Here is a 14,256-nt window from a genome sequence, read left to right as displayed (position 1 = left end):
GCAAGGGCCATGCACCAGATAACCTATCCTTTGACCGCTGAAATACTCAACAGAAATGATATAACTGAGCTCAAAAGGTTATATGAGAAAAGTTCTTTAACCTTGTTCATTGTATCAGGCCTTATTTTCATTCTTATTCTTCTCAATCTCAACGATTTTTTTGACTTACTTCCGGCAGCATACCGGGGAGGTTATATCATTGTTTTGCTAATTGGATTTACTAAACTTCTCGATGCCCTTTTAGGCAACAACAATGCTATACTTTTTAATTCTGATTATTACAGGGTTTTGCTAATTATGGGCGTTATTTTGGCTTTCTTTACCATAGTATTCAATTGGCTCCTTATTCCTGAATACGGATTAAACGGGGCAGCTTTTGCGACTTTTATGGCTATTTGTATTTACAATAGTATAAAATTGATATATGTTAAACGTAAATTCAATATTATGCCCTTCACCGTTGAAACGGCAAAAATAGCAGGCCTTCTCATTTTGATTATGGCTATGTTCTATTTTATAGATTTTAAATTTAATCCATTGGTCAACATAGCACTAAAAAGTATACTTGTAACAGCTATTTATGTTGGTATTCTGTACCGTTATAGAATTTCGGAAGATGTCTATGGGGTTCTATCAGGATTTTTTCAAAGGAGAAATAAGTAGCATCTGTTTCATGAGGTTTGGATTTCACGGGATAATTGTACAGGGTTTATTGTCACAGAAAAACCCCACCCGGACATATTAAATCCAAAGTGGGGTTAAACAACTAACCAACCTAAAACTATCTTTATTTCAATCTAGTACGTCTGCTATGTGTACTATTACTTTTACCTGAACTTCTGGATGGGGTTCTGCTCACTGTTTTCTTGGCATTGCCTGTCCTTTCCTTTATATTGCCTTTCGAAGTTCTGCCTGATGGCTTAGATGCCACACTACGTTTTGTAACAGTTCTTGTTTTAATTGTCCTGTTTGTTGTAGCCAATTTTTGAGGCCTTTTATAGCTCGTACTGCTTCGCTGAGCTGTCTTGTTACGCGGTGCTGCGGATATTTCCCTTTTTGCCGCAGTTCTGCTTGTCACAGACCGTGTGGATTTTTTAGCACCATTTTTAACCACATTACGCTCAATATTTCTACGAGTATTAGTAACAGTCTTTTTTGTACTATTGGCAACAGTCCTATTAGACCTGTTTACAGCTGTACTATTAACTGTTCTTTTTGTACCGGTCCTATCTCCTCTTTCTGCAACCGCTGTTGCATTTCTCATTGACTTACTAGTCCTGTAACCATCATTTCTTCTGGTATTATTTGTTCTGGCAACCACCCGCCTGTCATTTCTATAAACCTTGCTGCGCCTATTATAATTCGTGCCATGGTTATAATGATGACCTACTTGGGCATAGGCTCTTCGGTAATTATGGTGATAAGGCCTGTAATACGTATATCTAACAGGGTTATAGTATCTTCTGTATGGTCTGTTATAAACCAGACAATAACCGGCAGCAGGTCTTACAAAATAATTGTAATAAGGCCTGAATGTATAAAATTGGTTGTATACATTAACGTAACCTGTGTAATGGCTATAAAATCCTCTGTTATTATAGTAAACATGCATTCCACCAACACGTCTTACCCGACCGTTTCGGTACCATACATTAACACCGCCAATTCTATTAACCCGTCCGTAATAATCATAAAACACCGGGACGTTTTCAATTTGAACAACGGCACCATAATCATCATATTGAACAAAAGCGTTATAGTTATAACCTGAATTGAATGTAATGTTGGCGCTTCCGTAATTTACATTGGCTCCTACATTAATCCGGTTGTCAATAAAAAAATCAAATTCTCCATCCGGATATACGGAAAACGTAATGCCATTTTCAACAAAAATGAACGAATTGTTGTATCTATAAGCATTGCGTATTGCAACCTTATCTTCCACTGTGGCCGCTATGGTACTGGCAGTACCTAATACAAGAGCCGTAAAAAGGAATATTAAATTTCTCATGATATAAGGTTTTAAATTTCCGAATGCAACTATTTACATTCATCAAAGTAATACCAAACAGCGTGCCAGAAATATTAATAATACTATAAAACACTGAATATCAATTAATTAATAAATTTAGAATCAACGAATTGAATGATTATAGAACTGCTTAAGTTAGGGAAAAGTTATCTTCAAGTCTTCTTAATGTAACTTTTCACGCAGGTATCTTGCAGTATGAGATTTGCTTTTTGTGGCAATTTCCTCTGGTGTCCCAAAAGCAATAAGATCACCACCGTTTTCGCCTCCCTCGGGTCCCAGATCTATAACATAATCAGCACATTTTATAAATTCTATATTGTGCTCTATGACAACCACAGAATGCCCCCGGGCTATTAATGCATCAAAAGATTTTAAAAGTTTTTTAATATCATGGAAGTGAAGCCCCGTAGTTGGTTCATCAAAAATAAACAGGGCTTTCTCTTTAGTTGTTCCTTTTACAAGAAATGATGCCAGTTTAATCCTCTGTGCCTCTCCACCGGATAGTGTAGAAGAAGATTGGCCCAAAGTAACATATCCCAGACCCACTTCCTGAAGGGGACGTAATTTGCCTACTATTTTGGTTTGTGAATGAGTTTCAAAGAATGCGATTGCATCATCAATGGTCATGTTCAATATATCGTCAATATTGGCATTTTCAAAATTTACCTCAAGGACTTCTTTCTTGAAACGCTTGCCGCCGCAGGTATCACATTCTAAGTGAACATCTGCCATAAACTGCATTTCCACGGTAATTTCGCCTTCGCCCTTGCACTTATCACATCTTCCACCATCTACATTAAAGGAGAAGTGTTTGGCTTGAAACCCTCTTAATTTACTCAGTTTCTGCGAAGCAAACAAGGCCCTGATATCATCATAAGCTTTAATATAGGTAACCGGGTTTGAACGAGAAGATCTTCCTATTGGGTTTTGATCTACGAATTCTACATTTCTTAGGGATTCAAATTTGCCGGACATTGCTGTATACTGACCTGCTTTTTCTCCATATCCGCCTACTTCTTTGAGCAAAATAGGGTACAGTAATTTTTTTACCAGTGTACTTTTTCCACTACCCGAAACACCAGTTATAACTGTAAGCATATTAAGTGGAAAAGTGACATCAATATTTTTTAAATTATTTTCTCTGGCTCCTTTAATTTCAATATAATTATTAGAGGTTCTTCGTTTTCCGGGTATTTCAATTTCCAGGGTTCCATTTAAGTAACTTGCTGTAAGAGAGGTCGATTTCAGAATTTCATCCATCGGCCCGTGGGCTACTACTTCACCTCCGTGTGTGCCAGCTTCCGGACCAATGTCTATAACTTCATCTGCCGCAAGCATTATGTCTTCATCATGCTCAACAACAATAACAGTATTACCCAAATCTCTAAGAGATTTCAAAACTGCTATTAGATTTTCAGTATCTCTCGGATGCAGTCCAATACTTGGTTCATCTAATATATACATGGAACCAACCAAACTGCTACCAAGAGAAGTTGCCAGGTTTATTCGCTGGCTTTCACCACCCGAAAGCGTATTGGATTTTCTGTTGATGGTTAAATAGCTTAATCCAACCTTATCCAAATAACTTAATCTGGTTTTGATTTCTGTCAATAATCTTTTTGCAATTTTTAAGTCATGATCACTTATTGTAAGCTGGTCAAAAAATGTTATTAAGTTTTCAATTGACAGCTCCACCAGATCTGAAATAGACTTGTTATCAATCTTAATATAATTGGTTTCCATTCTAAGGCGTTTACCCATGCAGGTGCTGCATCTGGTTTTGCCTCTATATCTGGAAAGCATTACCCTATTTTGAATCTTATAGCTCTTTTCCTCTAATTGCCTGAAAAATTTATCAATTCCAATAAAATGCTCATTTCCCTGCCAGACCAATAATTTTTGTTCCTCACTGAGTTGATACCATGGTTTGTGGATGGGAAAATTAAATTTATATGAAGAATTTATCAATTGATCTCTATACCAGCTCATACTCTCGCCACGCCATGGAAATATGGCATTTTCAAATACAGACAAACCGGAATTTGGAATTACAAGATCTTCGTCTATACCAATTACGTCACCATAACCTTCACACTGCGGACAGGCCCCGTAAGGGTTATTAAAGCTGAAGAGATGAACATTGGGTTCCATAAATGCCATTCCATCCAATTCAAACTTATTGCTAAATCGGGTTACTGTTCCAGTTGAAATTTCTTCAATAAAACAGTATCCTTTACCTTCAAAAAAAGCAGTATCTACTGCATTGGCCAATCGATTAAAAAAATCCTCATCATCCTTCTTTATTATTCGATCTACAACCAATTCGAAATTATAACCAATATCTTCCAGCGATTCATCAATCCTGCAGACTTTGCCATTATGCTTTATCCTCGCATATCCTTGTTTGGAGAGCAATTGTAGTGATTTCATGGGATCTCTGTCTTTAGAAATTACAATTGGAGCCAATAGTAAGAGCTTAGTGCCTTTTTCGAATGATTTTACATGATTTATAACATCCGTTACATTATGCTTCTTAACCTCCTTACCCGAAATAGGTGAGTATGTTTTGCCAATTCTGGCATAGAGGAGTTTTAAATAGTCATATATTTCCGTTGTAGTTCCAACGGTGGACCTTGGATTAGTGGAATTCACCTTTTGTTCAATCGCTATCGCAGGAGCAATACCTTTAATATAGTCTACTTTGGGCTTATCTAATTTACCAAGAAATTGTCTGGCATAGGAGGAAAGGCTTTCTACATAACGTCTTTGACCTTCTGCATAGAGTGTGTCAAAGGCCAAACTGGACTTTCCCGAACCGGAAAGTCCGGTAATAACAACTAATTTATTTCTGGGTATTACTACATCTATATCCTTAAGGTTGTGCAGTTTAGCCCCTTTTATTATAATATTTTTCTTTGGATTAACCTGGGTTATTGCTGACATTTCTAACATTAGGATGGCAAAGATACGATATGTTGAATTCAAACACCAATAGGTGTGGTTTTACATCTATATTATGCAAAATCACAACATTAATTATTTGAGAAGATATATTTTTTTTATATTTGGATCATAATTATTAAAAATTCTGCCTATACGCGAAAATTACTTTTTTGAGAATTAACCTGAATAACGAAAGTCCTTTCCCAAAAGAAAGGCCCCTAAGTTTAACCAAAAAAGTAATTAGTATGCAACTACCGGCAGAAGATCCAATATTAGTTCAGAATTACATTAGCGGGGATGAAAAAGCCCTTGAAATTCTAATTAACAAGCACAATCAGCGTCTTAGCAGTTTTATTTATTCAAAGGTCTTGGATAGGGCTATTACCGAAGATATCTTTCAGGATACTTTTATAAAGGTAATTAAGACCTTAAAAAGAGGCGCCTATAATGAAGAGGGCAAATTCTTGCCATGGGTAATGAGAATAGCTCATAATCTGATCATTGACCATTTTAGAAGAAATAAGCGAATGCCTAAATTTCAAGGTAGTGAGGATTTTAATATTTTTTCCGTTTTGGGCGATGATAAACTCGATGCCGAAAGACAGTTAATTAAAGATCAAATAGAAAATGATCTGGGATTATTGATAGAAGAACTTCCGGATGATCAAAAAGAGGTGTTGATAATGCGCATGTACAGGGATATGAGTTTTAAAGAAATATCAGAAAATACTGGGGTAAGTATTAATACTGCCTTAGGGAGAATGCGGTATGCCCTGATAAACCTTAGAAAGATAATAGAAAAGAACAATATTGTTTTAACGAATTAATAGGTTCTATAACGACTAATCTAATTGGTTCCATAATAGTTACGTTATTTAGACATAACGATATAATTATGGAACAGATATACCCCGAATATCAAAATAAATGCAGGCTTGTAAAGGCTAAACCTGAAAGTGTTCAGTTTTTGCTTCAGTATTCCAAGTCGCTAAATATTGTAAATCACAAAGGATTAAAGTTTGAAAACAATTTGAATTGAGAACATCCTTTATTTCTGGAATATACATCTATCCCTTTGATAATAAATCAAGGGGATTTTTGCTTTCTGGAAGTTACTTCATCATAATATTTAAATAATAGGAAATAAAAGGAGAATATTTTAAGCCATCCGAAAAATTGGGTAGTAACTAATTTATTATGGATTTATTGTGCTTAAAATGATCAAATCGCTATTTGACATCAAAAATCAGGGGTTTGACAACATAGTTTTTCCCAGGCCTCGCTATTTCTATACTTTTAAATTGTAATTATGAAATCATAGTTATTAAGGAATTAAACTAATAACCAAAAGGCAGATCAAAAAAAGCTACTTATATATTAACCCAAAAATATTACCAACTATGGAATTTGAAATTGATGATTCAGAATTAGTAAGAGACTATATCAGCGGAGACGAAAAAGCTCTCGAAGTTCTTATAAACAGGCATAACCAGCGTATAAGTAGTTTTATTTATTCCAAGGTATTGGATAGGGATATTACTGAGGATATTTTTCAGGATACCTTTATCAAAGTAATTAAAACTTTAAAAAAGGGGTCTTATAGTGAAGAGGGAAAATTCTTGCCCTGGGTAATGAGAATTGCACATAACCTTATTATTGATCACTTTAGAAAGAACAAGCGTATGCCAAAGTTTGAAGGAAGTGATGATTTCAATATTTTCTCTGTAATTGGGGATGATAAACTAAATGCAGAAAAGCAGATTATTAAAGATCAGATAGATAGTGACCTGGGTTCTTTGATTGAAGAATTACCCGATGACCAAAAAGAGGTTTTGCTTATGCGAATCTATAAAGACATGAGCTTTAAAGAAATTTCTGAAAATACGGGTGTTAGTATAAATACAGCCCTGGGAAGAATGCGATATGCATTAATAAACCTGAGAAAGATAATAGAAAGACACAATATTGTTTTAACAAATTAAAAGCAAGGAATACATATAAGCAATATTTCCATTTTAGTTGCGTTATAGACATATAACAATACTATAATAATATGGAAAAAATTTACTCTGAAGAAAAAAACACTTGTAAACTGGCTAAAGCCAGTCCTGAGACGATTCGGTTTCTACTGGATTATTCCAGGTCCTTCAGAATAACGAAGTACAAGGAATTCAAATTTGAAACAACTTTGAATTAAAACAAAACGGCCCGCAATTAGCGGGCCTTTTTCATTTTATAATACGCTGCCAGCACTGTTTTCCTGCCGATTGTTTTGGTTATCACATCTTTATCTATATCCCAGCCTCTGGCCGGCGAATATTGACGACCATACCAAATAATTTGAAGATGCAGATCATTCCATAATTCTTTGGGAAATAACCTTTTTGCATCCCGTTCTGTTTGAACTACATTTTTACCACTGGAAAAACCCCAGCGATACATGAGACGATGAATATGGGTATCAACAGGAAAAGCAGGTATACCAAAGGCCTGTGATACAACCACACTAGCGGTTTTATGACCAACACTTGGTAACTCTTCCAAAAGGCTTATTTCTGATGGGACATTTCCCTCATGTTTTTCGATCAAAATCTTGGATAAACCATAAATTCCCTTCGATTTCATTGGTGAAAGTCCAACCGGCTTAATAATTTCTCTTATTTCCTCAACAGACATTTTAATCATATCATACGGATTGTCGGCTTTTTCAAATAATATAGGTGTTATCTGGTTTACCCTTATATCTGTGCTCTGGGCCGATAATAGTACAGCGATTAACAATGTATATGGATCTTTGTGCTCCAATGGTACAGGTATAGCAGGGTACAATTCCTGAAGTTTTTTTATTGCAAAGGATACTCTTTCAGATTTGGTCATTTTTGTTTAATTTTACAATGAAAAAAATAAACACAAAATTAATTTAAAATAAACTATGAACACACTTAAAGAAGGTGATAAAGTTCCTGATTTTTCGTCTGTTGATCAGGATGGCAATTTGGTAAAATTAAGCGATTATTCCGGTAAAAAGTTAGTTGTATTTTTTTATCCCCGGGCTAATACTCCCGGATGTACCGCTGAAGCTTGCAATCTTCGTGATAATTATGCAGAACTGCAATCAAAAGGGTATGAACTCTTAGGGGTTAGTGAGGATACTAAAAAAAAGCAGGCAGGTTTTAGGAATAAATACGAATTTCAATTTCCGCTTTTAGCTGATGAAGATCACACTGTTATCAACACATTTGGAGTTTGGGGCCCTAAAAAATTTATGGGTAGAGAATACGATGGTATTCACAGAAAAACTTTTATTATTGATGAAAACGGTGTTGTCAGCAAGGTCATTGACAAGGTTAAAACCAAGGATCACGCTGCACAAATTCTTTAAAAGGAAATTAACAGAAATAAAAAAGGCCTGAAATTTCAGGCCTTTTTTATGAATTTAAGGACTATGCTTTTTCTTCTAGTTTTTCGGGAGCTCGCTTAAAAAGGTGCTCTTTTTTTATCTTTTCCGAAATACCTTCCGGTAGCATTTCCTCCCAACCACTTTCTCCATGTTGAATCTTTTTCAAAACATCCCTGGAGAATATGCCCATAATTTCAGGATCGTAATCTATAATATCCATTACTTTCCCGTTATATTTAAAAAATTTGTATAATTCTTTCATTCTAGGGTGGACCTTTACATTATTACTCGTCATGATCTGACCGGTCTCCGGATTCTTCATAGGATAAAGGTATACGATGAGCTCTTTAAAGAATAATTTACCAAATGCTTCCAGAATACCACCACTTAGATGCCTGTAATATTTCTCATCAAAAATGTCTACCAGGTTATTGACGCCCATAGTAAGACCAATTTTTGCTTTCGTATAATTGTTAAAGTATTCAACTAACTTATAGTATTCCTGAAATTTTGAAATCATTACCGAATGCCCTAATGAGCACAATAATTTAGCCCGGTCCATAAAGTCGCTTTCATCTATTTCGCCTGAAGCTTTTAGGTTAGACAATGTTATTTCAAAAATTACAATAGAATTTTCTTCATCAACTGCCGGATCACGAATAAAAATTTCATAAGACTTCTCAAACATCTCCATGTTTACCTTAGTAACGGGTCTAAAACTACCTCTCAGGGCAAGGATATTCTTCTTGTAAAGAATAGCTGCCGGAAGAAGATTATTTCCGTCAGGACCAAACATGACGGCATCAGTCATATCATTTCTGATGAGCTGAAGACTCATAAGCCTGTTGTCAACATTTTTAAAATTTGGGCCCGCGAAATTTACCATATCAATTTCCAGGGTATCCCGGTCTATATGATCATAGAGGTATTTTAATAATTTTCTGGGTTTATTATACTTATAAAATGCACCGTAGATGAGGTTCACACCAACTATACCAAGGGTCTCCTGCTGCAATCGCGCTTCGTTTTGTTTAAACCTGACATGTAAAATAATTTCATCAAACTCCTTTTGATTCGGGTCTAATTGAAATCGAATTCCTACCCAGCCATGGCCTTTGTATCGCTTTGAAAAGTCTATGGTTGCAACAGTATTGGCATAGGTAAAGAATAATTTATCAGGATTTTCATCTCTGCTAATCCGTTCTTCCATCAGATGCATTTCATGAGATAGCATCTTTTTTAACCTGCTTTGAGTAACATACCTGCCAGCAGATTCTACACCGTAAACAGCATCACTAAAGGACTTGTCATAGGCACTCATAGCCTTGGCTATAGTCCCTGAAGCACCGCCTGATCTGAAGAACCACCTGGCTGTTTCTTGTCCGGCACCAATTTCGGCAAACGTGCCGTAAATATCAGGATTGAGATTTATTCTAAGAGTCTTTGCCTTAATTGAGGGAATATTTTCAAAAGCCGGATCCTTTTTGAAGACTGAAGCCATATGTATAGTTTGCTTTCAGCAAAGTTAATAAGATTGAGGTATCTATTAAATAAATAAGTTATAAATTTGAAATAAATAGATGACAGGTTGAAAATAACTTTTTTAGGCACTGGCACATCGCAGGGAATACCGGTTATCGGGAGTAATCATCCGGTCTGTCTGAGCAAAAACCCCAAGGACAAAAGACTCCGAGTTTCTGTACTTATTTCTTGGAAAGACTACAATTTTGTAATTGACTGCGGACCTGACTTCAGACAGCAGATGTTAACTCATAAAGTAGTAAAATTAGATGGTATTCTTTTTACACATGAACATGCTGATCATACCGCAGGTATTGATGATATTCGGCCTTTTTTCTTTAGACAAGGCGATATTCCGGTTTATGCACACCAAGATGTTATCCATTCCTTAAAAAGGAGATTTGATTATATTTTTGCAGATGAGAACAGATATCCCGGGGCTCCTGCCGTCAAAGTTAACACCATAAAGAATAATGAATCTTTCCTTATCGGGGACAAACAAGCAATCCCAATTGAAGCTTTTCATAATCGATTAAAGGTTTACGGATACAGAATAGGAGACTTTGCTTACCTCACGGATGTCAAAACTATTTCAGATAGAGAAATAAATAAGATAAAAGGCGTTAAAGTGCTGTCTATAAATGCATTACGTATAGAGCCACATCATTCACATTTAAATCTGGAAGAGGCTCTTGAAGTAATTGATAAAATTAACCCGGGAATAGCATATCTTTCTCATATAAGCCATTATTTGGGATTTCATGACGAAGTAGAAAAAAAATTACCTAAAAAAGTACATTTGGCCTATGACAATCTTGTTGTCTCAGTTTAAGACCCAAAATTTTAAATTAGTAAATTGAATGATTGATTCTTTAAATTTATGAAAAGTAGAATATTTATTTATCTGTTCATTTTTACGGCTTTGTTATCACTGTACTTATTTGTGAGCAGCAATAATATGTTAGAAGAGAAGGATTCAAAAATTAAAAACCTTGATTCTGAAGTGAGTATACTTCAGGATTCTACACAAAACCTGCAACTTCAGGTTTTTGATATGCAATATTTTTCATTGGAGAATAATGATGACGCTCTTTCTTATTATGATCATCTAGGCCTGGAAAACCCTTCGCGTTATATATCAGATAAGTTATTGGAAACCAACGAACAAAAAGGAGATAATCCATTGGTTCCGTATGAAGGTATGGAAAATGATTTTAAGATCAATAAGATTAAAATACTGAATCATCAATGGATAATAGCGGATTTTTCTGATGGTAAATACTGGGGAGAACTCTTAATTAAATATGAGTTGAAAGATGATATGGGTGTTGATTTTACAATGATGGACCATCTTTTGTATACCCGGAGCAATTAAATGTTTTCTTCAAGCCATTTTTTAAACGAGTAAAAATTCTCAGCTGATACTCCATGACCCACCGGAAATTCCTCGTATTTAAAGTCAATTCCAAGTTTTTTTAATAGAACAGGGGCTTTTTGAGCCCATTCCGTTGGGATTATCTGATCTACCTGACCATGGGAGGCATAAATTTTAAGGTTACTATGATCTTTTTGGGCATAATCTTTCTCCAGGATATTCTCATCTATGTAGCCACTTAGGGCCACTACATTTTTGACCTTATCCGGATAAGAAAGAGCAACGGTATAGCTTAAAACCGTACCCTGGCTAAATCCCAACAAGGTAACATTATCATTGTCTAGTTGATAAGCTTTACAAGCCTCATCTACAAAATGTACAATTTTATTTCTCGATGAGATTGCCTGGTCCACGTCACTCCATTTCCCAAATGATGCATCAAAGTTAATGGCATACCAGGCATTGCCAAATGGAGGTACCTGGTATGGCCCTCTCGCAGAAATAATAAAATATTCCGAAGGTAATTCTGAGGCGAATGAAAACAAATCTTCTTCGTTACTTCCGTAGCCGTGAAATAGAAATATTACAGGTGGACGCCTATCTTTTAGAGATGAAGGACGAATTAGGTGATATAGAGATAGCGGAAGTGTATTCATTCTATTGAATAAAGGTAAACCATTTTTGAAATGAAGTTCCCAGGATTGGAACCAGTTGTTTCTTATTATTTAAGGCTCCCACAAGGCCATATATCCATAGCGCAAAGTAAAATATATACAAGCCCACCCAAACGAAAAAATTAAACCACTGACTTAAAAAAAGAGCGCAACCCATAAAAACCAGATGCAAACCAAAAGCCTGCCGTGTATGGAATCTGGCAAATTCATTTTTTGGTTCCATGTTCATAGTTATTGCAATTAAAGATCCCACAATAGTGAAATATGCTATTATTGCTGTTGTTTTTCCTTTTGCAACTGAATTTTGATCCAAAATTTTAATTTTCTAATTCGCACTTAAAATAGCCGTGACTCAAACAATTATTTGATTATTTGCTATAATACCATATACCTTGCCCTTCATTTTAGTTCCAAAAAATATACTATTCTTTGAAGTGGAGTGGCAATCATTTTTAGTATAAATATATTCGGACTCAGGGTCAAAAAGAGTAAGATTTGCAACAGCTCCTTTCTCTAGGGGCGCAGTATTTAATGAGAAACGCTCTCTGCCTTTAGACAAAAGAGCTACTGCCGTTTCAGTATCGAACAATTGATTTAGGACACCGAACGCATTTTCAAGACCTATGGTGCCATAAGCCGCATTATCAAATTCTATTCGCTTTTCTTCAATATCAATTGGTGTATGATCCGAGGTTACAAAATCTATAATTCCTTCTTTAAGCCCTTTTTTTAGAGCGTTTATATCCTTTTTCGTCCGAAGTGGGGGCAAAACTTTGCAATTACTATCAAAATTGTCGCAACACTACAACTAACATTTAATCCTTTCCGTTTAGCTTCGCCAATAATCTTAACAGATTTAGCAGTAGATATAGTAGGGATATGCAGATACCCACCGGTGTATTCCAGGATAAAAAGATCTCTGGCAATTTGAAGTTCTTCCGCCAAAGCGGGAATTCCCTTTAAACCAACCCTGGTAGACGAAATACCTTCATTGACAATACCTTTGCTCATAATTTTTTCATCCATTGGAAAAGAATAAACTAATCCCTTAAAATCCTGTGAGTATTGCAAGGCTATTTTTAATAAATTGGAATTGGAAATAGATTTCTTAAAATCATAGAATCCTACAGCTCCGGAATTTTGCATATCATAGAGCTCAGCAAGATCAATACCTACACCCTGTGCTGTAAGTGTACCTAATGGGTGTAATTTTGTCGGCTTTCCCTTAGCAGCATTTTTCAAAAAAATAATTGCGCCACTACTATCCGGTAGGGGATAGGTATTGGGATTCAGAACAATGTCTGTATAACCACTTCTGGCAGCTACCATGAGACCATTACTTATTGTTTCACGTTCTTCAAATCCCGGTTCACCAAAACTTACACTGCTATCAAACCAACCAGCCGAGACATGCAAATTTTTGAAGTTGAGTGTTTTTAGATTTCTGCCAGGTTTTATAGTTGGAGATATTTCTTCAATAATTCCATTAAGAATAAGGATATCCCGCTTTTTAAAATGAAGTTTTCTGTTGTTATTATCAACAATTGTGGCAGATTTTAGAAGTATGTTCATTTAAATATTTTTTGAATAAGAACTTCGGCCAGCATAAAAAGCATAGCAAAAATAGTAAACCATTTCCATAGCTCAGTTACACTATCGTCTTTTTCCATGGTTGCAAAGACTTCCGCTAAATTATTTAAAACCACATTGTCATTTAAAATGTCCAAATCAAGGTATTTAAATTCACTTTCTGCTCTGGGGTAATTAAAACTAATATTTTGAATTACTCTCGATTTTTCACTTATTACATAAATACCATCTTTAGTAGGATTATAATCAAAGGATAATACGGTTTTGTTTGCAAACGACTGCTGTTCCGGAATAAACTCATAGTCTTCCTGAGTAACTTTCAGAATATTATCACTTGCCAGTGTGGCTTTGACATTTATTGTGGTTAATTGACCAAGGGTATTATATAACTCAGATGATTTTAGACTATTAACCCCAATGCTATAAAATGTAGGCACAATAAGGGGCGAATTTTTGAAATTTGAATTCTCATTACGGATCGCAGCAGTAAATAAGTATATGCCATCCAGACCAACAAGGAAGGCAGATTGATCCTGTAATGAAAGTATTTTCGGTGCTGTTGTTCCAATTTTGAAATAGCTGGTAACCCTCGGATACTGAAAATTGCTTACCCTTTGAACGAATACATTATTATAAAGAGGATGGTCAAAGTTAATCTGGGTTATGTTTCGTTCTTCATCAATTCTATTTGAGATGGAAGTAGAAAAATATTTTCCAATAA

At 35.4% G+C, this 14,256-nt stretch carries 12 protein-coding genes and 2 pseudogenes; 6 read left to right on the top strand and 8 right to left on the bottom strand.

The window, feature by feature from the left end; genetic code table 11:
- Positions 1-663, top strand: a 663-nt coding sequence (locus Q0X89_RS04565; protein ID WP_297691583.1) for a polysaccharide biosynthesis C-terminal domain-containing protein, incomplete at its 5' end; no start/stop codon positions are given.
- Positions 664-787: 124 nt separating this feature from the next.
- Here the strand turns inward: Q0X89_RS04565 and Q0X89_RS04560 are convergent.
- Positions 788-2,011, bottom strand: coding sequence for a hypothetical protein (locus Q0X89_RS04560; protein ID WP_297691581.1), 1,224 nt, complete (start codon positions 2,009-2,011; stop codon positions 788-790).
- 183 nt (positions 2,012-2,194) lie between these two features.
- Positions 2,195-4,975, bottom strand: a complete 2,781-nt coding sequence (uvrA, locus tag Q0X89_RS04555; RefSeq protein WP_297691579.1) for an excinuclease ABC subunit UvrA — start codon at positions 4,973-4,975, stop codon at positions 2,195-2,197.
- A 245-nt stretch (positions 4,976-5,220) separates the two neighbouring features.
- Here uvrA and Q0X89_RS04550 point away from each other — a divergent pair, with 245 nt between their 5' ends.
- Positions 5,221-5,802 carry a sigma-70 family RNA polymerase sigma factor gene (locus Q0X89_RS04550; RefSeq protein WP_297691577.1) on the top strand — a complete coding sequence of 194 codons (582 nt, stop codon included), beginning with the start codon at positions 5,221-5,223 and terminating at the stop codon, positions 5,800-5,802.
- Positions 5,803-6,375: 573 nt separating this feature from the next.
- Positions 6,376-6,957, top strand: coding sequence for a sigma-70 family RNA polymerase sigma factor (locus Q0X89_RS04545; protein WP_297691575.1), 582 nt, complete (start codon positions 6,376-6,378; stop codon positions 6,955-6,957).
- Between the two features lie 232 nt (positions 6,958-7,189).
- On the opposite strand, the gene nth is transcribed toward Q0X89_RS04545, so the two are convergent.
- Positions 7,190-7,852, bottom strand: a complete 663-nt coding sequence (gene nth, locus Q0X89_RS04540; protein WP_297691572.1) for an endonuclease III — start codon at positions 7,850-7,852, stop codon at positions 7,190-7,192.
- A gap of 55 nt (positions 7,853-7,907) precedes the next feature.
- Here nth and bcp point away from each other — a divergent pair, with 55 nt between their 5' ends.
- Entirely contained in the window at positions 7,908-8,357 is a 450-nt protein-coding gene (bcp, locus tag Q0X89_RS04535) for a thioredoxin-dependent thiol peroxidase (RefSeq protein WP_297691570.1), read from the top strand.
- Between the two features lie 61 nt (positions 8,358-8,418).
- Here bcp and Q0X89_RS04530 read toward each other — a convergent pair whose 3' ends face one another.
- Positions 8,419-9,876 (bottom strand): TonB-dependent receptor, encoded by a 1,458-nt coding sequence (locus tag Q0X89_RS04530; protein ID WP_297691568.1) that lies wholly within the window; start codon positions 9,874-9,876, stop codon positions 8,419-8,421.
- Between the two features lie 87 nt (positions 9,877-9,963).
- Between Q0X89_RS04530 and Q0X89_RS04525 the strand changes: the two genes are divergently transcribed.
- Together Q0X89_RS04525 and Q0X89_RS04520 are read left to right on the top strand one after the other, a co-directional pair.
- Positions 9,964-10,728 (top strand): MBL fold metallo-hydrolase, encoded by a 765-nt coding sequence (locus Q0X89_RS04525; RefSeq protein WP_297691566.1) that lies wholly within the window; start codon positions 9,964-9,966, stop codon positions 10,726-10,728.
- 48 nt (positions 10,729-10,776) lie between these two features.
- On the top strand, positions 10,777-11,271 hold the full coding sequence (locus tag Q0X89_RS04520; protein ID WP_297691564.1) for a hydrolase: 495 nt from the start codon (positions 10,777-10,779) through the stop codon (positions 11,269-11,271).
- Here the strand turns inward: Q0X89_RS04520 and Q0X89_RS04515 are convergent.
- The 4 genes and pseudogenes from Q0X89_RS04515 to Q0X89_RS04500 all read right to left on the bottom strand — a co-directional run.
- Complete coding sequence (locus Q0X89_RS04515; RefSeq protein ID WP_297691562.1) at positions 11,268-11,927, bottom strand: alpha/beta fold hydrolase; 660 nt, start codon at positions 11,925-11,927, stop codon at positions 11,268-11,270. The two genes, Q0X89_RS04520 and Q0X89_RS04515, sit on opposite strands and share 4 nt — an antisense overlap.
- A 1-nt stretch (position 11,928) precedes the next feature.
- Positions 11,929-12,258 (bottom strand): hypothetical protein, encoded by a 330-nt coding sequence (locus Q0X89_RS04510; protein WP_297691560.1) that lies wholly within the window; start codon positions 12,256-12,258, stop codon positions 11,929-11,931.
- Between the two features lie 39 nt (positions 12,259-12,297).
- Positions 12,298-13,517: pseudogene (locus tag Q0X89_RS04505) on the bottom strand (dihydroorotase family protein).
- Positions 13,514-14,256, bottom strand: a pseudogene (locus Q0X89_RS04500) (hypothetical protein); the annotation flags it as partial. The pseudogenes Q0X89_RS04500 and Q0X89_RS04505, both read right to left, overlap by 4 nt.

Origin of the sequence: uncultured Eudoraea sp. (genome assembly GCF_947258525.1) — a bacterium.
In the GTDB taxonomy this organism is placed as follows: domain Bacteria; phylum Bacteroidota; class Bacteroidia; order Flavobacteriales; family Flavobacteriaceae; genus Eudoraea.
Note: the sequence above shows the minus strand (reverse complement) of the source record. Positions and strands in the feature narration are given on the sequence as shown.

Excerpts from the sequence above, each read along its gene's own strand:
- Q0X89_RS04545 (WP_297691575.1), top strand. The coding sequence starts at position 6,376 with ATGGAATTTGAAATTGATGATTCAGAATTAGTAAGAGACTATATCAGC.
- Q0X89_RS04560 (WP_297691581.1), bottom strand. The coding sequence starts at position 2,011 with ATGAGAAATTTAATATTCCTTTTTACGGCTCTTGTATTAGGTACTGCC.
- Q0X89_RS04520 (WP_297691564.1), top strand. The coding sequence starts at position 10,777 with ATGAAAAGTAGAATATTTATTTATCTGTTCATTTTTACGGCTTTGTTA.
- nth (WP_297691572.1), bottom strand. The coding sequence starts at position 7,852 with ATGACCAAATCTGAAAGAGTATCCTTTGCAATAAAAAAACTTCAGGAA.
- Q0X89_RS04550 (WP_297691577.1), top strand. The coding sequence starts at position 5,221 with ATGCAACTACCGGCAGAAGATCCAATATTAGTTCAGAATTACATTAGC.
- bcp (WP_297691570.1), top strand. The coding sequence starts at position 7,908 with ATGAACACACTTAAAGAAGGTGATAAAGTTCCTGATTTTTCGTCTGTT.
- uvrA (WP_297691579.1), bottom strand. The coding sequence starts at position 4,975 with ATGTCAGCAATAACCCAGGTTAATCCAAAGAAAAATATTATAATAAAA.
- Q0X89_RS04515 (WP_297691562.1), bottom strand. The coding sequence starts at position 11,927 with ATGAATACACTTCCGCTATCTCTATATCACCTAATTCGTCCTTCATCT.
- Q0X89_RS04530 (WP_297691568.1), bottom strand. The coding sequence starts at position 9,876 with ATGGCTTCAGTCTTCAAAAAGGATCCGGCTTTTGAAAATATTCCCTCA.